This window comes from Paenibacillus chitinolyticus, assembly GCF_045038035.1.
Classification (GTDB): Bacteria; Bacillota; Bacilli; order Paenibacillales; family NBRC-103111; genus Paenibacillus_F; species Paenibacillus_F chitinolyticus_A.
In genome coordinates this window covers 5,064,608-5,084,861 of sequence record NZ_CP173427.1, presented here as the reverse complement: position 1 = coordinate 5,084,861, position 20,254 = coordinate 5,064,608, and the positions used below count along the sequence as shown (strand labels likewise).

Annotated in this window: 20 protein-coding genes; 14 read left to right on the top strand and 6 right to left on the bottom strand. The window is 55.2% G+C overall.

The window, feature by feature from the left end; genetic code table 11:
* Positions 1-266 precede the first annotated feature (266 nt).
* The gene (locus ACI48J_RS22870) at positions 267-1,244 is read right to left on the bottom strand and encodes a LacI family DNA-binding transcriptional regulator (RefSeq protein ID WP_405080365.1); all 978 of its coding nucleotides are present in this window, start codon (positions 1,242-1,244) and stop codon (positions 267-269) included.
* 237 nt (positions 1,245-1,481) lie between these two features.
* On the opposite strand from ACI48J_RS22870, the gene ACI48J_RS22865 reads away from it, so the two are divergent.
* On the top strand, positions 1,482-2,291 hold the full coding sequence (locus tag ACI48J_RS22865) for a Cof-type HAD-IIB family hydrolase (RefSeq protein WP_326053981.1): 810 nt from the start codon (positions 1,482-1,484) through the stop codon (positions 2,289-2,291).
* A 124-nt stretch (positions 2,292-2,415) separates the two neighbouring features.
* On the opposite strand, the gene ACI48J_RS22860 is transcribed toward ACI48J_RS22865, so the two are convergent.
* The 3 genes from ACI48J_RS22860 to ACI48J_RS22850 are packed head-to-tail and all read right to left on the bottom strand — an operon-like array spanning position 2,416 to position 4,964.
* Positions 2,416-3,381 carry a type I phosphomannose isomerase catalytic subunit gene (locus tag ACI48J_RS22860; protein ID WP_405080364.1) on the bottom strand — a complete coding sequence of 322 codons (966 nt, stop codon included), beginning with the start codon at positions 3,379-3,381 and terminating at the stop codon, positions 2,416-2,418.
* Positions 3,378-3,983 (bottom strand): class I SAM-dependent methyltransferase, encoded by a 606-nt coding sequence (locus tag ACI48J_RS22855; protein WP_326053977.1) that lies wholly within the window; start codon positions 3,981-3,983, stop codon positions 3,378-3,380. The genes ACI48J_RS22860 and ACI48J_RS22855 overlap by 4 nt, the downstream gene beginning before the upstream one ends.
* Positions 3,984-3,995: 12 nt before the next feature.
* A complete protein-coding gene (locus tag ACI48J_RS22850; protein ID WP_326053975.1) occupies positions 3,996-4,964 on the bottom strand; it encodes a TIGR01212 family radical SAM protein in 969 nt (322 codons plus the stop codon).
* Between the two features lie 159 nt (positions 4,965-5,123).
* On the opposite strand from ACI48J_RS22850, the gene ACI48J_RS22845 reads away from it, so the two are divergent.
* The 3 genes from ACI48J_RS22845 to trmB all read left to right on the top strand — a co-directional run bounded on the left by ACI48J_RS22845 (position 5,124) and on the right by trmB (position 6,888).
* A complete protein-coding gene (locus ACI48J_RS22845; protein WP_405080363.1) occupies positions 5,124-5,720 on the top strand; it encodes a WGxxGxxG-CTERM domain-containing protein in 597 nt (198 codons plus the stop codon).
* A gap of 92 nt (positions 5,721-5,812) precedes the next feature.
* Complete coding sequence (locus ACI48J_RS22840) at positions 5,813-5,992, top strand: hypothetical protein (protein ID WP_405080362.1); 180 nt, start codon at positions 5,813-5,815, stop codon at positions 5,990-5,992.
* Positions 5,993-6,156: 164 nt separating this feature from the next.
* Positions 6,157-6,888, top strand: a complete 732-nt coding sequence (gene trmB / locus ACI48J_RS22835) for a tRNA (guanosine(46)-N7)-methyltransferase TrmB (protein WP_405080361.1) — start codon at positions 6,157-6,159, stop codon at positions 6,886-6,888.
* Here trmB and ACI48J_RS22830 read toward each other — a convergent pair.
* On the bottom strand, positions 6,885-8,021 hold the full coding sequence (locus tag ACI48J_RS22830) for an MGDG synthase family glycosyltransferase (RefSeq protein ID WP_326053967.1): 1,137 nt from the start codon (positions 8,019-8,021) through the stop codon (positions 6,885-6,887). The two genes, trmB and ACI48J_RS22830, sit on opposite strands and share 4 nt — an antisense overlap.
* Positions 8,022-8,076: 55 nt before the next feature.
* Positions 8,077-8,604 carry a phosphatase PAP2 family protein gene (locus tag ACI48J_RS22825; protein ID WP_009672199.1) on the bottom strand — a complete coding sequence of 176 codons (528 nt, stop codon included), beginning with the start codon at positions 8,602-8,604 and terminating at the stop codon, positions 8,077-8,079.
* Positions 8,605-8,944: 340 nt separating this feature from the next.
* Here ACI48J_RS22825 and ACI48J_RS22820 point away from each other — a divergent pair, with 340 nt between their 5' ends.
* The 10 genes from ACI48J_RS22820 (at position 8,945) to ACI48J_RS22775 (ending at position 20,090) form a co-directional block, all read left to right on the top strand.
* Positions 8,945-10,117, top strand: a complete 1,173-nt coding sequence (locus ACI48J_RS22820; protein ID WP_405080360.1) for a glycosyltransferase family 4 protein — start codon at positions 8,945-8,947, stop codon at positions 10,115-10,117.
* Between the two features lie 414 nt (positions 10,118-10,531).
* Positions 10,532-11,761: a glycosyltransferase family 2 protein gene (locus ACI48J_RS22815; protein ID WP_009672028.1), complete on the top strand. Its 1,230-nt coding sequence runs from the start codon at positions 10,532-10,534 to the stop codon at positions 11,759-11,761.
* Between the two features lie 279 nt (positions 11,762-12,040).
* Complete coding sequence (gene infC / locus ACI48J_RS22810) at positions 12,041-12,541, top strand: translation initiation factor IF-3 (RefSeq protein WP_326053987.1); 501 nt, start codon at positions 12,041-12,043, stop codon at positions 12,539-12,541.
* A gap of 59 nt (positions 12,542-12,600) precedes the next feature.
* Complete coding sequence (rpmI, locus tag ACI48J_RS22805; protein ID WP_009672104.1) at positions 12,601-12,801, top strand: 50S ribosomal protein L35; 201 nt, start codon at positions 12,601-12,603, stop codon at positions 12,799-12,801.
* A gap of 44 nt (positions 12,802-12,845) precedes the next feature.
* Positions 12,846-13,205 carry a 50S ribosomal protein L20 gene (rplT, locus tag ACI48J_RS22800; RefSeq protein ID WP_009672035.1) on the top strand — a complete coding sequence of 120 codons (360 nt, stop codon included), beginning with the start codon at positions 12,846-12,848 and terminating at the stop codon, positions 13,203-13,205.
* A gap of 566 nt (positions 13,206-13,771) precedes the next feature.
* On the top strand, positions 13,772-15,514 hold the full coding sequence (gene ilvB, locus ACI48J_RS22795) for a biosynthetic-type acetolactate synthase large subunit (protein ID WP_405080359.1): 1,743 nt from the start codon (positions 13,772-13,774) through the stop codon (positions 15,512-15,514).
* A 1-nt stretch (position 15,515) separates the two neighbouring features.
* Complete coding sequence (gene ilvN / locus ACI48J_RS22790) at positions 15,516-16,004, top strand: acetolactate synthase small subunit (RefSeq protein WP_009672217.1); 489 nt, start codon at positions 15,516-15,518, stop codon at positions 16,002-16,004.
* A 222-nt stretch (positions 16,005-16,226) separates the two neighbouring features.
* Positions 16,227-17,219: a ketol-acid reductoisomerase gene (ilvC, locus tag ACI48J_RS22785; protein ID WP_326053956.1), complete on the top strand. Its 993-nt coding sequence runs from the start codon at positions 16,227-16,229 to the stop codon at positions 17,217-17,219.
* 50 nt (positions 17,220-17,269) lie between these two features.
* Entirely contained in the window at positions 17,270-18,817 is a 1,548-nt protein-coding gene (locus ACI48J_RS22780; protein ID WP_405080358.1) for a 2-isopropylmalate synthase, read from the top strand.
* A gap of 67 nt (positions 18,818-18,884) precedes the next feature.
* Entirely contained in the window at positions 18,885-20,090 is a 1,206-nt protein-coding gene (locus ACI48J_RS22775; protein ID WP_405080357.1) for a PLP-dependent aminotransferase family protein, read from the top strand.
* The last annotated feature ends 164 nt before the right edge of the window (positions 20,091-20,254 follow it).

Here is a 20,254-nt window from a genome sequence, read left to right as displayed (position 1 = left end):
TGCGCTCGTTTCCTTTTGGGCGGATTTATCACGTATCCGGTGTCAGGAGCCTCGCGCGGCCGGGTAATGATGGCTGGTCCGGGTCCGCGACCAACCTCCCGGGGCGAAGCCGCGAGATGCGCGGCAACTTCGCCCCAGGCGCCTGTTGCAGCCCAACCGCGCTGCCGGGCTCCCGCCGCGTTGCAGGGCTTCCGCCGAGCGGAAGGGCCGCAAGACGGGCGCCAACGGCATGCCGCTCCGCGCCAAGCCTGGCACCTTGAAACGCGCTACACGGTCGCGCGTTCAATGAGGCGGAACGGCAGCTCCCGGTGTTCCACGGGGCTGGCGGGGTCCTGCAGCCGCTTCAGCAGCAGGGAGAAGGCCGTGCGCCCGATTTCGACGAGCCGGTTGTCGATCGTGGTGATATCGAACAGCTGTGCGATCGGGTGATTGTCGAAGGAGATGATCGCCAGATCCTCCGGTACGCGGAGGCCGTTTTTGACCGCCTCGCTGATGATGCCGGCGGCTACCTGATCGCCCGCCACGAGCAGGGCGGTCGGACGCTCCTCCATGTCCAGGATGCCGCGGACTACCTCCGCTCCGTCTTCGATGGAGTAGATCTGGTAGAACATCCACTCCTCCCGGACGGGAACACCCGCTGAAGAGAGGGCGTCGGAGAAGGCGCGCCGCCGGTTTCGGCTGTTAAAGCTGTGCCCCCGTCCCAGACAGTAGCCGATGCGGGTGTGCCCTTTTTCCAGAAGAAGCTGCATGGCCAGCCGGAAACTTCCGTAATGGTCGATATGGACGGAGGAGATCCGGTCGCTCTCGATATATTCGCAGGCGATGATCGGTCCGAACTGCGAGTAAGCCTCGATGACTTCCCACTCCAAGGATCGGGAACAGATCAGCAGGCCGTCGATCTGTTTGATTTTCAGCATGTTCAGCAGCTCGGTTTCTTTATCCGCCGCATAGTTGGTCTGGCTGACGAGCAGGTGCACATTGGCTTCCAGCGCCTCCTGCGCGATTCCTTCCATAATGCTGTTGAAGTAGGGCAGATTAAGGTAGGGGATGACCACACCGACCATGTTCGTTTTGCCGGTGATGAGATGAACCGCATTCACATTGCGGGAATAGTTAAGGCGGTGTACGACTTCCTGTACAGCCGCGCGTTTGGCTTCGCTGACGTAAGGATGGTCGTTGAGCACGCGGGAAACGGTCGCTACGGAGACTCCGGCCAGTCTGGCAATGTCCTTGATGTTGGCCATAGGTCCGGCCTCCTTTCTGTCCTCAGTTTAAAGCAGCCCGATCGTCCGCGTCAAAAAATTCGGAAGAGAGACTTGACGTGAAAAGCATTTCATACTTTACGCTTAATTCGCAAGCCTTCACGTCCCCGTCCGGCGTAACCTCCGGGGCGTTACGGATGAGGCGGAGGGCTTCTTATCAAGACCTTGATACCTCGACAGATTTTTAAAACGAACTTATACCGGAAGGGGTATAGAGAGATGGAGAGAGCGATCGTATTTTTTGATATCGACGGAACTTTGCTGGATGAAAATAAACAGATTCCCGCATCCACCCGCAAAGCCGTCAGGCTGCTGCAGGAACGGGGCGTGTTTACGGCCATAGCGACCGGGCGCGTACCGTCCATGTTCAAGGATGTAAGGGAAGAACTCGGCATTTCGTCCTACGTGTCCATTAACGGACAGTACGTACTGTTCGAAGGCCGTGAAATTTATACGAATCCGATGGATCCCGCGAAGCTTGCGGAACTGGTCCAAGCGGCGGACGAGCAGGGCCATCCCCTGGCGTACTGCGGCCACCCCGAGACACGCGTAAGCAGCTCGCATCCGCATGTAAAGGAAAGCTACGATAACCTCAAGCTTCCGTGTCCGGAAGCCGATCCGGAGTTTTACAAACATTCTGCGGTATTTCAGGGACATTTATTCTGCGACGCTGAAGCCGAGAAACAGTACGCGGAGCGATACCCGCATTTTCAGTTCATCCGCTGGCACGAGCATGCTCTTGACGTTCTGCCTGCCGGAAGCTCCAAAGCGATCGGCATTCAGGAAATGCTCAAAGCCGTCGGAATTCCGAACGAGAATTGTTACGCTTTCGGCGACGGGTTGAACGATATTCAGATGCTCACCAGCGTAGGAACGGGAATCGCGATGGGCAACGCGGCACCGGAAGCGAAAGCCGCGGCGGATGTAGTCACCGACTCGTGCTCCGAAGACGGCATCCTCAAGGGGCTTGTCCGGGTCGGGCTGCTTCCCGAAGAGGCTCTGGAGAGCCTGGGCGAACATACCCGTTGAGGCCTTCCGTCTCTTACAACGCTAAAAAGCCTTCTTCCTTTCGTGCTCCGGCACGGAGGGAAGAAGGCTTTTTTATGTTGGCCGCAGGGGCTTATCTACAGGCTAAGAGCCTGACGCCTGGGGCCTAAGGCAGATAAGAACGCAGCACCGTCTGGCTGCCGCTTAGCGTGTACCCGCCCAGCGTGGCCGGGAGCAGGAAGCAGTCGCCCGGTTTCATCGCCAGGGAGCCGTCCGCCCATTCCAGGGAGCCGCTGCCTTCGCAGGCGATCAGCAGCGTGAAGCTTTCCGGCGTTGTGGACAGGTTCCAAGGAGCGGTTACGACGCCTTTTTCCACCACAAAATAAGGGGAAGCGGCCAGCTCCAGCCATTCGTTCGGCGCGGCGTTCATCGTTTTCATGAAAGTGGCGCCGGCCTTTCCGAAGGCGATGACGTTCAGGGAGTCTTCGATATGAAGCTCCCGCGGCTTGCCGTCGAGTCCGGGGCGGTTATAGTCGTACAGCCGGTAAGTCGTATCCGAGTTTTGCTGGATTTCCGCTACCAGCACGCCGGAGCCCAGCGCATGAACCGTACCCGAAGGAATATAAAAGCTGTCGCCCTTCTCCGCCTCCACGGACATCATGGTGTCCAGAATGCGGTCTTCCCGGACGGCCGCTTCGAATTCGGAACGCGTGATCCCGTCCTTCAGCCCGTAGATGATCTTGGCTCCGGGCCTGGCGTCCAGCACGTACCACATCTCGGTCTTTCCAAGCTCGCCCTGCGCGAGGTTCTCATAGTCATTGCCGGGGTGTACCTGAACGGACAGGTCGTCGTTGCAGTCAAGCAGCTTGACGAGCAGAGGAAAACGTCCGTTTCCGGCGGAAGCGCCTTTCGTACCGAACCATTCGGCGCCCAGCTTTTCCCGGACTTCGTCCAGACCGAGGCCTTTCAGCTCTCCATTTGTAACGGTAGAGGTGCCGTTCGCATGATCCGCGATCATCCAGCCTTCGCCGACATGGCCTTCGGGAATCTCGTAGCCGAATTCCTCCAGGGCGCGGCCGCCCCATACACGGTGTTTAAAATCGGGTTGAAAATGAATCGGGTAAGGTTTCATTTCAGTACTCCTCTCGGTTTCTTTTTCTCTATACCAATCAAGTAAGGCGACCGTGCCGCACTGTTGATAAACCGGTAGCAGAGCACGCTCCACTTCTCCTGGGGAAGCGCGGCGGCCCAGCTTTCGACCGCCTGCGCCTCGGAAGCCCCGCCATCGTGGCCCGGATACAGGGCGATGGTGAGGATGCCGCCTTCGCGCAGAAGAAGGAGCGCGGCTTCCAGCGCGGGCAGCGTGGAAGCCGGCACGGTAATAACCCCGGGATCTGCGCCGGGCAGATACCCGAGGTTGAACATGACGGCGGCCGTCCGTCCCGGGCAGTCGTCCGGGACCGCGTCCGCCATGTCGGCATGGCTGCGCAGCAGAAGCGTGACCCGCTGCGCGCCGCCGGAGCCGTCCAGCTCGCGTTCCAGCCGCGTACGGGCCGTATCCAGCGCCTGCGGCTGGATATCGAAGCCGTACACGCGGCCGCCGCGGCCGACGAGCCTGGCGAGGAAGAGGGTGTCCACTCCGTTGCCTACGGTGGCATCTATCACCGTATCCCCGGGGCGGACACGTTCCTCGATCCATTTATGCGCGCAGCTCAGAATGGAGAGAAATCCCATGGCGGCCTCCGCTTATACCGGTCCGGCGGGGGCTGCGGGCGTCCAGAGCTTCCCCTGCCAAGTATCCCGGCGTTTGAGCTCGGCGTCGATCGCGTTCAGCACTTCCCATTTCTTCAGGCTCCACATGGGGCCGATGAGCAGGTCGCGGGGCGCATCGCCGGTCAGCCGGTGAACGATCATTTCCGGCGGGAGCAGCTCGAGCGTATCGACGATGAGCTTGATGTATTCGTCCTGCTCCAGGAAGCGCAGAAGGCCCGCTTCGTACTGCTTCACCATCGGCGTTTTGCGCATCAGGTGGAGCAGATGGATTTTGATGCCCTGCACATCCATGGCGGCGACGGCTTTTCCGGTTTCGATCATCATCTCATCGGTTTCTTGAGGCAGTCCGTAAATAATATGCGCACACGTGCGGATGTTGTGTTTTCTCAGCTTGGCGACCGCTTCCGTATAGCACTGCGTGTCATGGGCCCGGTTAATGAGGGTCGACGTGCTTTCGTGAATGGTCTGAAGGCCCATCTCCACCCACAGGTAGGTGCGCTCATTAAGCTCGGCCAAATATTCCACGACATCGTCGGGCAGACAGTCCGGCCGCGTGGCGATGGAGAGCCCTACAACGCCGGGCTGCTGTAGAATGACTTCATAATACTCCCGCAGCTCGTCCACGGGCGCGTAAGTGTTGGTGTAGGCCTGAAAATAGCCGATGTACTTCGCATCCGGCCATTTCTGATGCTGGCGGTCCCGGATCGTGTTAAACTGCGTCACCAGGTCGTCGCGGCGTCTCCCCGCAAAGTCGCCGGACCCTCTTGCGCTGCAGAACGTGCAGCCTCCGGTAGCGATTTTGCCGTCCCTGTTCGGGCATGTGAAACCCGCGTCCAGCATGACTTTAAATACCTTCTCGCCGAACTGGCGGCGCATCTCGTAATTCCATGTATGAAACCGTTTATCCCCCCACAGGAGAGGCTCGGTTGTAATTGCGTTCATGAGGTTTCAGTACTCCTTTTTCAATCTGACTTTTCCTATTGTAGCCCAAAACAAAAGGGAATGCACCCCTTCCTCTGCCAGTATGTACCCCGTTTAAAGCAACCCGGGCCGGACATCCTAAGGGAGCAATAAAACAACTGCTTTGAAAGGGGACTGTCCATGAAAAAGCTTCGTTATGCTACGCTTGCTGTTGCCCTGACTTCTATGCTTACGGTGGGTGCCGCGCACGCCAGCACGATGGCAACAGGTTCGACAACGGGAACGACCAACACGACGGCGACCGGCACGACGACTCCGGGGACAACCATGAACGGTACGAACCCGCACGCCACAGCTCCGGATCAGTTGAACCGCGCATACAACACGGGCCGTAACGCCGTAACAGGTACGGTAGGCGCTGTAACCGGCGGTGTGACCGGTGCCGTTACCGGTGCCGTAAACGGCGCGGCAACGGGTGCGGCGACAGGCGCAGCGACAGGCACAACCAGCGGCGTGAATACCTACGGTACGGGCTACAACGGTAACACAGGCACGTACGGGACGACCGGTACGGTCGGTACCAACGGCAACCGTATGATGGACCGTATGAGCACGACGGGCACCAACAACCGTGGTGCTTACGACACGTCCACTTACCGTACGTACGGAACGACCCGCAACGATACGAACTGGGGCTGGCTCGGTCTTCTCGGCCTCGTCGGTCTGGCCGGTTTGGGCGGACGCAACAAAAGAGAGAACGAAATCCACAACCGTTAATCCACGGGAAGCAGAAGGGCATCTCTTTTGGAGATGTCCTTTCCCGTTTTTGAAACGGAATTGTTAATTCGCTGACAGGGAGGTGAAAAGAAATGCTGACTCTGACCCGCAGCGGCGACGCCCGGGAAACGACTCGAATCACGCTTGAGCTTACCCCGAAAGAAGCCATGATCCTGGCGGGAACCGCAAATTTTGCTTACGACGCCCGGGCCGCGGCCGAAGCGCGCCGCAAAGTACGCCGTCAATTGGATGCCGTTTTGATTAACCGCTGAGCTTTTGACCGGATAGGGCGTTGATTTTTAACGTTTCCGGGGCTTGCCGGATGCTTATTTTCCTTTGCATTTTCCGGGGGAATCGTCTATTATTTGAAGCATGTTTCCGTGATCCCACAGGGAATGGCTGCAGGTGACCGGATAAGGATTAGGGGAGGTAAGCAATGCGTTTAAGAGGAAGAAAAGGCATCCGGGAAGCAATCGAGAAGCAGCGCGATCTCATTGTTCTGGAACCGGCTTTATATAAAGGAAAGTGGGCGGAAGTGTTCGGGAACGGCAATCCGATTCATGTGGAGCTCGGGATGGGGAAAGGCCAGTTCATCAGTGAAATGAGCCGGCGCAATCCCGGGATTAATTTCATCGGGGTAGATATGTACGATGAACTGATCCGCAGAGCGAGCGAGAAGGTCCGGATCGCGCACGGCATCGAGGAATCGGCCGTGGATGTATCGTTGGAGAACATCCGGCTGGCTCTGTTCAATATCGAACGTCTGGAAGAAGTTTTCGACGAGAATGAACTGGAGCGGATTTATTTGAATTTCAGCGATCCGTGGCCCAAGAAGAAGCATGCCAGACGCCGCCTGACCCATGCCGTCTTCGTCCATAAATACAAACACGCGCTTAACGAGCGCGGCGAAATTCACTTCAAAACGGACTCCAGATCCTTGTTCGAATTCTCGTTGAATTCTTTTGCGGATCTGGATCTGAGAATGCGGAACATCTCCCTCGATCTGCACGGCGGTTTCGAAGAAGGGTTTAATCCGGATCACGTCATGACGGAATACGAAACGAAATTTGCCAAGCAGGGCATGAATATACACCGTGTGGAAGTGGTGCTCGGGTCCCGGGCTCTTGCCGAACACGTCGAACGCCTAAAAGAAGAACAGCAGTCCTAAACGGACTGCTGTTCTTCTTTGTGTATAAGCGTCATGATGACTTGAGAGTAGTCCGTTTGGAACATATTGCGGCAGCTTTCCCGGATATCTTCCCGCATCCGCCGCATTTCGTTTCCGCGTTCCGATAATCCTTTGAACCACAAGCGGATGGTTTCTTCCGACAAAATGGATTCCCCGAAGCCGTTTTCCGTGAAGAACAGCAGATTCTCCTCTTCCTGTCCCGGGATAGGCTTGTGGAAGAGCATCGGAATGCCTTTGGCCAGGCCTTCCGTGCAGGTCATTCCGCCCGGCTTGGTCACCAGCAAATCCGAGACTTCCATCAGCTTGTCGACTTCGTTCGTAAAGCCGAGCAGCTTCACGTGAGGATGAAGAAACCGCGGGTCCTCCTGGCATTTCGCCAGTGCCTTCTGATTGCTGCCGAAGCAGAAAATAAGCTGGACCCGGTCGCGCCAGCGGAGCATCTCGTCAAGAACGGTATCGCCCCCGATGAGTCCCCAGCCCCCTCCCATGACGAGCACCGTAGGAATGGAGGCCAGCTCGAACCGGCGGCGTATTTCCGTCTTGTCTTGAGGCTGGCGGAAACCGGGATGCACCGGAATGCCGGTGATTTCGATTTTGTCTTCGGCTACTCCGCGGTGGAGCAGCTTGGTTTTGACTTTGTCGGAAGACACGAGATATTTGTTGACTTCCGGCGAAATCCAGGTGCCGTGCACATCATAATCCGTTATGACCGTGCATAAAGGCACGGACAGTCCGGCCCGTTTCAGACGGGATACGACGATGCTCGGGAACGGGTGCGTGCAGACGATAGCGTCCGGACGCAGTTGGGTGATGATCTGGGCCGTCTGGGCGTAGAAGATCCGGTGAAGCGCCATTTGCGTGATGGGGTTCAATGATTTTTTGTATTGGAAGCGATAAAGCTTTCCGTATAATTTCGGCTGGGAATGAAGCGTTTTGCGATAGGCGGAAAAAATCCATCTGGCTAACGTTGGGTGAAGGAAAGCGCCGAGTTCCAGAACGCGCGTCTGGATGCCTGGATACAGCTGCCGCATATTTTCGGAAAGGGCGTAAGCGGCCTGGGTATGTCCGGCACCGAAGCCTTCGGATAACAGCAGTACTCTTTTTTTGCGCAAGTCTATTCACCTTTCCTTCTTATCCACGAATTTCCATCCTATTACCATACTCAATTTAAGGCCACAGCGCAACGGAGGCAGCAGCCGCTCCCGAGCCGATTACCGCGCCGGCCAGGCAATCGCTGGGATAATGAAGCCCAAGATACATGCGGGACAGAGCGACCAGCAGGGCGAGCGGAATGAGGACGAAACCTAGAACGGGCATATGGGCCGCGAACGGGACGATCACAGAGAAGATGGCGGTCGTATGACCGGACGGAAAGCTGTGGTCCTGCAGCGGATTTCGGCCGGTTCTCGTATTGGGCACAACCAGATACGGGCGTCTGCGAGGATACAGTTTTTTGACGATGGCGACCGGAATATGGCTTATCGCAAGGGCGGCGAGCGCCTGAATGCCGGCGATTTGCCAGACTCCTTTTCCGAATAGGGACAGGAGCAGCGTGATCGCAATGGTGGCAGTCGCTCCCCCGAGATGAGTAAGCGTCCCGAGGATACCATCCAGTATGGTGTGCCGGAACCGCTGGTTGACATAGAGAAACATGCGTGTTTCGTGCCGGTGCATCCAATGAACGACTTTGCTCATGATGATGCCTCCCTCCCTGATGGCTAACAACCGTAGTGTACCTGTTAATTCTTAACGAGAACGAGTGCTAATTCTTAAGAAAGGTTTAATTTTTCATGGATTTTCTTCGTTTCTTATTTTGACGAGGAATTCCCTCGGACACCTTCAGTATAAAAGCATTTTGTTAGCGCAGTATCAACGGGGCCGCGACCGGATATTTACAAGTTATTAACCGGGTTATGACTTTTCAAAGCTTTCTCGTTAACAAACGCCCTATACAATCGAGAAGAGAAACTCCTCGGAGCGCAGCGGACTGCAGTTTCCGGGGGGCATCCGAGCTGTGGAAACGGAGGGCTGTCTTATGAGAGTCGCGTTGTTTACGGATACGTTTCTTCCCGATGTCAACGGGGTCGCCAAAACGCTGGGACGCTGGGTCCGCTACCTGGAATCCCGTGGGGCGGTGTGCCGCGTATTTGCGCCTGCGGCCGGGGAGGCCGGAACCTCGGGCATCCGGAGCGTGGAACGATTTTTCAGTATTCCTTTCTCATTGTATCCGGATTGCAGAATGGCGATACCCAATCCCCTGCTGGTCGGCAGGATGCTCAAGGAATTCCGCCCGACCCTCATCCATCTGGCGACGCCGTTTAACCTCGGCCTGACGGGCCTCCACTACGGGAAAAAGCACCGCATCCCCCTGGTCGCCTCCTATCACACGCATTTCGACCAGTATTTGGCGCATTACCGCCTCCAATGGATGGAACCGATGCTCTGGAAATATCTGCTTTGGTTTCACCAAAACTGTGTAAAAATATATGTACCCTCGCCTTCGACCGGTGAAATACTCCATACAAAAGGGCTGAAGGGTATCGAATTATGGGGGCGGGGCATCGATACGGTCGAATTCCGCCCTCATACGGACAGGCGAAAAGTTTTGCATAAGCACAACCTTTTGCCCGCCAAATTCGTATTACTCTATGTAGGACGTCTCGCGCCCGAAAAAGGTTTGGATGCGCTGGTGCGCGCCTTCGCCAATCTGCCCGAAGCTTTCCGCGCGAAGTGCGCGCTGATCCTTGCGGGAGACGGTCCCATGCGGGGGGAGCTGGAGAAGCGGCTGGCCCCGTACCCGGACGTCCGCTTCTGCGGCTTCGTGGAGGGCAGGGAGCTGGCGGAGCTCTACGCGGCCGCCGACGTATTCGTGTTCCCGTCCGCCTCGGAAACGTTCGGCAACGTGGTGCTGGAGGCGATGGCGTCCGGAACGGCCGTCGTCGGCGTGAACGCCGGCGGAGTGGCGGATAACGTCAGGCATGGGTATACCGGCCTGCTTTGTCCGCCTGACGATGCGTCCGCTTTGGCCGCGGCGGTGCAAATGCTTTACGAAGCCCCCGAACTGCGTCGAAAACTGGCGCTTGAGGGCCGGTCGCACGCGCTTACCAGGAGTTGGGACTCAATTTTCGCAACCCTCTACGAAAGCTATAGGGAGGTTGCCGGAGACGCCGGCGGCGGAGTCGGAAGAGCGGCAGGCATTGTGAAATAAGCGCCGAGCCGGGACAGACCGTCCAAGTTGTTTTGGCCCTGCGGCTCGATTATAATGGAGCAGACGGCCTCGTCCGCCGAAAATTAAAACCAAAAAAAGGCCCGCAAACTTGGAGTTTTACAGAGGCCAAAGTCACAAAAAAGTAGAAAACCGGGGGAAGAAGCCGCAATCGCACACGAGAACGAGCGCCGATTACTTTACTGGGGTCTTTTCGCGCTAAAATGTTCGAACCGACCAAATAGTCCATTAATAGGGTTTTGACAAAAGCTTGGAAACCCGTCACAATCAAGAACGATTGCATTGGCTTCTACAAAAAAATGATTACAATGGCTTCAAATGGAACAAAATGGGTTACATACAAAGCGATAAATATAAAAACAGACTTTGTTGTGAACATTAAAAGGGGGGTTTACGATGCTGGATACAATTTTGCTGGTCTTGCAAATTGTATTGGTGTTATTCGGGGCTTATCAGTTGTTTCTAACATTCTTTGGCTGGAAGCGTCCGAAAAAGAAAACGCAGCATCCGCCGCAGAAATCATTCGCAGTTCTGGTAGCGGCGCATAACGAAGAAGAAGTAGTAGGAGCCTTGCTCGAAAACCTGAAGCAGCTCGACTATCCGAAAGAGCTGTACGATGTTTTCGTCATTTGCGACAACTGTACGGACAGCACCGCCGATATTGTGCGCAGCCACGGACTGTATGCGTGCGAGCGCAACAACCCGAATCTGCGGGGCAAAGGGTACGCCATCGAATGGATGCTCAAAGAGCTGTGGAAGCGTCCGCGCCAGTATGACGCCGTCGTGATGTTCGACGCCGACAACCTCGTCGGCCACGACTATCTGCGTCATATGAACGACGACCTTTGCAGCGGCTCCCAAGTCATCCAAGCTTATCTGGACACCAAGAATCCGAACGATTCCTGGGTTACGGCTTCCTACGCCATCTCGTATTATTTCGCGAACCGCTTCTGGCAGGTTCCGCGTACGAATCTGGGCCTCGCCAACTATCTTGGCGGTACAGGCATGTGCTTTGAGTCGAACCTGCTGAAGCAGATCGGCTGGGGCGCGACGAGCCTCGTCGAGGACCTTGAGTTCTCGATGCGCTGCGTAAAGCTCGGCGTTAAGCCGACGATGAATTACTACGCGAAAGTCTACGACGAGAAGCCGCTGACGTTCAGAGCGTCCGTCAAACAGCGCCTGCGCTGGATGCAGGGACACTTCGACGTCTGCCGCCGCTATCTGTTCCCGCTTCTGTGGCAGGGACTAAAAGAGCGCAGCTGGACCAAAATCGACGCCGCTTTCTATTCGGCTAACGTATATAACTATTTCTTCGGTTCCATCCTGAGCGTGGCGATCTGGATCAAAGCCATCGTGCCGGGCGGAACGGACATGAATTTGTACGAATTGGCTCCGATTGTCAACGTCCTGGCCATCTCGATTTATGTGATGCTGCCGATCTCGCTGTTTATCGAGAAGGCGTCCGGCAAGACATACAAGTACCTGATCGCTTATCCGATCTTCATGCTGTCCTGGTGGCCGATTACCGTATACGCGTTCTTCACGCAGAATAACAAGCAGTGGAGTCATACGAAGCATACGCGTGTTATCCGCCTGGAAGAAGTGCAGAGCAAGCAGGTCAGCTAAACTTACGGGGATCTGAGCAGAATAAAGTTGACTTGTCTTCTGCGGAGTGGTATAGTAGTACGAGTGATTGCACAACTGCATATTTTTGAAAGAAGAGGCGCCCGCTTCTCACCTGACCGATTCCGTCGGCTGGTTACGATGAAATAACGTCAACGTTTTGTTTTTGCATGAACAAACAAACCGTGGGGATGTGGGCTGTTAGCCTGCATCCCCTTTTTTATATCCTTGCAACAAGCTTGGAAACAATGGTTGGAGGTGGAGAATATTAGTAAAGATCACATGGTTAACGATGAGATTCGCGCGAAAGAAGTCCGTTTGATCGGGCCCGACAGCGAACAGCTCGGCATTAAACCGATTCGTGAAGCGCTCCAAATGGCGGTTGACGCCAACTTGGATCTGGTGAACGTAGCGCCAACGGCTAAACCGCCGGTATGCCGCATCATGGACTATGGGAAATACCGTTACGAGATGCAGAAGAAAGAAAAAGAAGCCCGCAAGAACCAGAAAATCGTGGACATCAAAGAAATTCGGTTGAGCGCTACGATCGACGAACATGATTTCCAAACGAAGCTGCGCAATGCGGTTAAATTTTTGAACGACGGTGACAAAGTGAAAGCTTCCGTCCGTTTCCGCGGCCGTGAGATTGCTCACGCCGAGAACGGAAGAAAAGTACTGCAGCGTCTTGCAACCGAAACCGAGGAGATCTCCAGCATGGAGCGCGCTCCTAAGCTTGAAGGACGCAGCATGATCATGATCTTGACACCGAAAGCAACATCCTAAATTTCTGGGCGCGTGTAAACGCGCCCTGCCTATGAATTTTATTTGAGGAGGACTTCCAGATGCCTAAGATGAAAACCCACAGCAGCTTGAAAGGCCGTTTTAAAATTACCGGTACCGGTAAAGTGAAAAGATACAAAGCTTACAGAAATCACCTGCTCAGCGGCAAATCCGGCCGTCAAAAGCGCGTACTCGCTACAAACCCGGTTATGGCTCCTGGCGATGTTAGACGCCTGAAGCAAGGTCTTGCACAAATTAAGTAATCACTTCGTTTCCATTACCCAAAATCGTTTAGGAGGTCATCATTATGGCAAGAGTCAAGGGCGGATTCACATCCCGTCGTCGTCATAAAAAAGTTCTGAAACTCGCAAAAGGTTATTTCGGTTCCAAACACCGTCTGTTTAAAACGGCCAATGAGCAGGTAATGAAATCCCTGCTTTACGCATACCGTGACCGTCGTACGAAAAAACGCGATTTCCGCAGACTGTGGATCGTGCGTATTAACGCGGCTGCTCGCGTAAACGGACTTAGCTACAGCAAACTGATGCATGGTCTGAAACTGGCCGGCATCGAAGTTAACCGTAAAATCCTGGCTGATCTGGCTGTCAACGACGCTAAAGGCTTCGCTGATCTGGCAACGGCTGCAAAGCAAAAAGTGAACGCCTAAACCGGCGTTTTCCGAATCGTCATGCGTGATAACTGCGCATGGCGATTCTTTTTTTGTCAGAGCTTGTAAAACGGGCTTACAATTATTTTAAAGAAAAGTTGTTGACTATAGAGAGCGGCGTGCATATAATTATCTCTAAATCAATATTCTAAATTGTAAGACTCATCAGAAATCGGCTATGAAGAGGACGAAGTTATAAGGGCCCTTATGCTCAGAGAGCGATCGGAAACGCTGAAACCATCGCCATAATCCCTTTGTACGAGCTCACCTCGGAGCTGTTTTCCTGAAAAGCAAGCGGGCTGGTTAAGCCTTAACGCTTGGTGATTAGGGAGAATCGGAGCGGCACACGTTACCGTGCCAAGTGTGCATTATGTCTGACATAATGTAACCTGTTAAGGTCCTGTGCCGCGAGGCGCACGACAAACTAGGGTGGTACCACGGAAGAATTCAAACCCCTTTCGTCCCGTATGACGCCGGAATTCCGGCGCCGGGAGGATTGGGGTTTTTTGCATGCTGCCATGCGTTGATTTTCAAAAAAATGGAAACGAAACGAGAGGAGGATTCTCATGAATGTGGGGACAGCCAAAAGGTCTAAAGAGGAATTGATGGAAGCGATGCGCAAGCCGGAACTGATTAACGGTTCGGAAATCTTGCTGCGGAGCCTGGTGCTCGAGGGTGTGGAATGCGTCTTCGGTTATCCCGGAGGCTCGGTACTTTATATTTACGACGCTATGCATGGATTCTCCGATTTTAACCACCTGCTGACGCGGCACGAGCAAGGCGCGATTCACGCGGCGGACGGTTATGCAAGATCGACTGGCAACGTGGGGGTTTGCATCGCGACTTCGGGTCCGGGGGCAACCAATCTGGTAACCGGAATCGCAACGGCGTTCATGGACTCCGTACCGCTCGTCGTCATCACCGGCAACGTAGCGACGACGGCGATTGGTACGGATGCCTTCCAGGAAGCGGATATCACGGGAATCACGATGCCGATTACGAAGCACAGCTACCTGGTACGCGATGTGAACGACCTGCCGCGGATCATTCACGAGGCCTTCTTCATTGCAAATACGGGACGCAAAGGCCCGGTGCTGATCGATATTCCGAAGGACGTATCGGCACAGACGGCCATGTTCCACCCGGCAAGCGAAGTTAACATCCGCGGATACAACCCGACGGTTCATCCGAACAAGCTGCAGGTAGAGAAGCTGATCAAGGCGATCGAAGAGGCGGAGCAGCCGCTTATCATCGCCGGCGGAGGAGTCGTTTACTCCAACGCATCCAAAGAACTGCTGGAGTTTATCGACAAGACACGGATTCCGGTCACGACGACGCTTCTCGGTCTTGGCGGATTCCCAAGCGCTCACGAATTGTGGGTCGGAATGCCGGGCATGCACGGCACGTACACGGCAAACCAGGCGATCCAGAATGCGGATCTGCTGATCTCGATTGGCTCCCGCTTCGACGACCGGGTGACGATGAAGCTGGACGGCTTCGCGCCGAAAGCGAAAATAATCGCCCACATCGACATCGACCCCGCCGAAATCGGCAAGAACGTGAAGACGGACATTCCGGTTGTCGGCGATATCCGCTCCGTGCTGGAATACGCCAACACGAAAGCGAAGCCGGCCAAATCGGAAAACTGGATTGCGCAGCTTCAGGAGAATAAGAGGAACTTCCCGCTGAAGTATAAAGACTCCGAGACGGTGTTGAAGCCGCAGTACGTGATCGAGATGATCAACGAAACGACCAAAGGCGAAGCGATCGTGACGACGGATGTCGGCCAGCACCAGATGTGGGTAGCCCAGTACTATAAATTCCAGCATCCGCGCTCCTGGATTTCCTCGGGCGGCCTGGGCACGATGGGATTCGGTTTTCCTTCCGCCATCGGAGCGCAAATGGGCAATCCGGATAAGCTGGTCGTCTCGATCAACGGGGACGGCGGCATGCAGATGTGTTCCCAGGAACTTGCCATCTGCGCCATCAACAACATTCCGGTCAAAATCGTTGTCATCAATAACCAGGTGCTCGGCATGGTCCGGCAGTGGCAGGAAATTATTTACGACAACCGGTACAGCCATATCGATCTCGCGGGAAGCCCGGACTTTGTCAAACTGGCGGAAGCCTACGGCGTTAAAGGTCTGCGGGCCACGAACAAAGAGGAAGCTGAGCGGGCTTGGCAGGAAGCTCTGGATACTCCGGGGCCGGTTCTAATCGATTTCGTGGTTGCCAAGCACGAGAATGTGTTCCCGATGGTAACGCAAGGCAGCACGATCAGCGAGATGTTGATGGGGGAGGACGATTAATATGATCACGAAGCATACCATATCTATTCTGGTTAACAATCAGCCCGGCGTCCTCCAGCGGGTATCCGGCTTGTTCGGCCGCAGAGGATATAACATCGAAAGCATCACGGTGGGAGAGTCCGAAGAAGCCGGGCTCTCCCGGATGGTGATCGTCACCGAAGGGGACGACAATACGCTGGAGCAGATTTCGAAGCAGTTATACAAATTGATCGATGTGATCAAAGTGATTGATCTCAGCAAAAATCCGATGGTAGCCCGGGAGCTGGCTTTAATCAAGGTTAATTCCGAGCCCGCCCAGCGCCCTGAGATTCTCGGCATCGTGGACACGTTCCGGGCCGCCGTAGTCGATATCGGACCAAGCTCCCTGATTGTCCAGACCATCGGCGATTCCGAGAAAATCGACGCGATGATCGAGCTGCTCCGTCCTTACGGAATACGCGAGCTTTCCAGAACGGGCGTTACGGCGATGATCCGGGGCGCTATTAAGTAAAGCGGCCGGATACCGACGGACTTTTTAACCTTATCCCTTCGTTACTTCGTTCTTTACGGAAATCAGAAACGCCGATTCGTCGGCTAAGTCCCCTTGAATGGGACTTTCAGCCCTTAACTCTTTGCTGCTGCAAATCAGTAATTCATTGACGGTTGAAAGCTGAAAGGCCCATTCAATGGGGAAATCATACACGGTTATTTAATTTAAGGAGGATATTATCCAATGGCAGCTACTATGTACTATGAAAAAGACGCAGACTTCGCATCCCTTCAAGGTAAAACGATCGCAATCGTAGGTTACGGTTCCCAAGGTCACGCTCAAGCGCAAAACCTTCGCGACAGCGGACTGAATGTAATCATCGGTCTTCGCCCGGGTAAATCCTGGAACACCGCACAAAACGACGGCTTTGAAGTATTCACGGTTGAAGAAGCGGCTGCACGCGCGGACGTGATCCAAATCCTTATGCCGGACGAAACGCAAGCACGCGTTTACAAAGAAGCGATCGAGCCGAACATGAAAAAAGGCGTAGCCCTCATGTTCTCCCACGGCTTCAATATTCACTTCGGACAAATTAAAGCGCCTGCCGACGCAGACGTATTCCTCGTAGCGCCAAAATCCCCGGGCCACATGGTTCGCCGCACGTATGTGGAAGGTTTCGGCGTTCCCGGCCTGATCGCGATCGAGCAGGACGCAACCGGCAACGCGAAGCAAATCGGTCTCGCTTATGCCAAAGGGATCGGCTGTACGCGCGCGGGAGTTATCGAGACGTCCTTCAAAGAAGAAACCGAGACGGATCTGTTCGGTGAGCAAGCCGTTCTTTGCGGCGGTGCAAGCGCGCTCGTTAAAGCCGGTTTTGAAACACTCGTTGAAGCGGGCTATGCGCCTGAAATGGCTTACTTCGAGTGCCTGCACGAACTGAAGCTGATCGTTGACATGATGTACGAAGGCGGTCTGGCTTCCATGCGCAGCTCCATCTCCAACACGGCGGAGTACGGCGACTATGTAACGGGCCCTCGCATCATCACGGCTGAAACGAAAAAAGCGATGAAAGACGTGCTCACGGATATCCAGCAAGGTAAATTCGCACGCGACTTCATCCTTGAAAACCAATCCAACAACGCGTTCATGAACGCGACACGCAAGAACGAAGCCGAGCACCCGCTGGAGCAAGTCGGTTCCCAGCTGCGTGAACTGATGCACTGGATCAAGAAGTAAGCTGAGCCCGAATAGATAGCCAAAACTCAAGCTTCAGGAGGTGAACGCAAGTGAGAAAAATCTATGTGTTTGATACGACGCTCCGGGACGGAGAACAGTCACCGGGGGTCAATCTCAACATGCAGGAGAAGGTCGAAATTGCGCTTCAGCTTGAGAAGCTGGGCGTTGACCGGATCGAGGCCGGGTTTCCGGCCGCTTCTCCGGGAGATTTGGAAGGAGTCGCTTCCGTTGCCCGCGCAGTGAGAAACGCAACGATTATCGGTCTTTCCCGCTCGCGGGAACAGGATATCGACGCGGCGCGAGAAGCGCTGAGGCATGCTCAGGATCCTTGCCTGCATCTGTTTCTGGCGACTTCGCCGATTCACCGCAAGCATAAGCTGCGGATGGAGAAGCAGCAGGTGCTGGAGACGGCCGAAGCCGCTATCCGCTATGCGAAGAAATATTTCGATAAAATCGAATTTTCCCCGGAAGACGCCGGACGGACCGAACTCGATTTCCTTTGCGAAGTAACCGAGATGGCGATCCGCGCAGGCGCTACCGTGGTGAATATTCCGGATACGGTCGGATTTCTGAATCCGAGCGAGTTCGGGAACATTTTCAAAACGCTGAAAGAAAACGTGCCGGGCATTGAGAAAATCCAGCTCAGCGCCCACTGCCACGATGATCTCGGTATGGCTACGGCCAATGCGCTGTCGGCGATTCTGAACGGTGCCGATCAAATCGAAGGCACCATCAACGGAATCGGCGAGCGTGCCGGCAATACGTCGATCGAGGAAGTCGCCATGGCGCTGGAAACGCGCCAGGAGTTCTTCCAGGCGAAGACATCCCTGGTGCTTTCCGAAATTTACCGCACTAGCCGTCTCGTCAGCAAATTGACGGGAATGGATGTGCCGGGCAACAAAGCGATCGTCGGCGCCAATGCCTTCGCGCATGAATCGGGTATCCACCAGGATGGCATGCTGAAGGAGAAAACGACGTACGAGATCATGTCCCCGGAGACGATCGGTCTCAAGGAAAGCAAGCTCGTACTCGGCAAGCATTCCGGCCGCCACGCGTTCCGCGAGAAGCTCGTCGATATGGGGTACGACCTCAGCGACGAACAGGTGAACGCGGCGTTCGCTAAATTCAAGGATCTGGCCGACAAGAAGAAGAACGTGCTGGATGACGACATCCGCGCTCTTCTCGAAGAGAAGCTGGTCAGCACGCCGGAAGTATATGTGCTGGATTCCCTGCAGGTATCTTACAGCAACCAAGCCGTTCCGAACGCTGCGGTGCGTATCCATGCCGAGGACGGCAAAGTGCTGGAAGAATCGGCAGACGGCAACGGTTCCGTAGATGCCATCTACAACGCAATCGATAAAACGACCGGCGAGGAAGTGGAGCTGGAGGATTACACGATCAAATCGGTTTCCTACGGCAAGGACGCTCTCGGCGAAGTTCATGTCATTTTGGGCCAAAAGGGCGTTTCCGTGCAGGGCCGCGGAATTTCCACGGATATTCTGGAGGCAAGTGCCAAAGCCTATATCGATGCCTTGAACCGTCTGATCGAAAAGCGCAAAACGCCGACTGCCAAACGCAGCAATGTCACGTTGATTTAATACGCAGCACCTCACTCCCGCCCGGCGCGGAAGTGAGGTGTTTTGTTAACACGAAAGGGGCGGCACCATGAATTATCGGTTCTCAAAAACTTTGGAGGCTTTTTCCTCCTCCGCTGTACGTGAAATTCTCAAGCTAACGCAGGGCAAGTCCATCATTTCTTTTGCCGGGGGTCTTCCGGCTGAGGAATTTTTTCCGGTAGAAGCGGTCAAAGAAGCGATCGGAAGAGTCATGGAGGGCGGCAAGTCCGCTTTGCAGTACGGGCTGACGGAAGGCTACACTCCGCTGCGCCAGAGCATCTGCAACCGCATGGCTACGAAGGGCATGCGGGTTACGCCGGACGACATGCTGCTGACGACAGGCTCCCAGCAGGCGATTGATCTGCTTACCCGCGTCTATATCGACGAAGGCGACGTCATTCTGGTCGAGCGTCCGACCTACCTCGCGGCCATTCAGGTATTCCAGGCGCGCGGCGCCAAAATCGTGTCGGTCCGGAGCGACCGCCACGGAATGGACCTCGAGGATCTCGCCGTCCAAATCAAGCAGCACCGGCCGAAGATGGTGTATGTGAATCCGAGCTTCTCCAACCCGGCCGGCCGCGTGTGGAGTCTGGAGCGCCGCAAAGGCCTTCTGGCGGCCTGCCGTCAGAACGATGTGCTCATCCTTGAGGATGATCCGTACGGCGAGCTGAAATTCGGCGCGACCGAAATCATGCCGTCCATCTTCTCGCTCGATCAGCATCCCGAGGGAAGCTGCGTCGTGTACACGAGCACGTTCTCCAAAATCGTGGCGCCCGCACTGCGCACCGGTTGGGTCATGGGCGACCGCGCCGTTATCCGCAGCATGGCCCAGGCCAAGCAGGCGGCGGATCTGCACTCGAGCACCCTCGATCAGATGACGCTGTACCAGCTGATGGAGCAGTTCGACATGGATGCCCATATCGGGCTGATTTCGGTCGAGTACGAAAAGCGGATGCGCACGATGGTACAGGTGCTTCAGGAGAAGAACTGGCCGGGCGTCCACTGGAACAATCCGCAGGGAGGCATGTTCCTGTGGCTGGAACTTCCGGCGCACATTGACACGCAGGTGCTGCTGGCGGCCGCCGTTCAGCAGGGAGTGGCCTTCGTGCCCGGCGTTTCTTTCTTCGCCGACGAGCCGGAGCGAAACACCATGCGCCTGAATTATACGCATGCCGGAGAAGCGGAGATCAGGCTGGGCCTCGAACGCCTGGACGCTGTTCTGCAGCCTCTGCTGGCGGCTGCGCCGAAAGTGTAATTTTTGAAGAGTTATAAGAGATCCTGCCGGGTTATGTCTGAACGTTTGAATCAGATAAGACCGGTGCAGGGTCTTTTTTTGTATCGTTAAGGCGGGCAGGAAAGGTGAAAGAGACGGCGGTGTGTTGGAGTGAGGAGAGGGTGGAGGTATACCCTGAATATGTT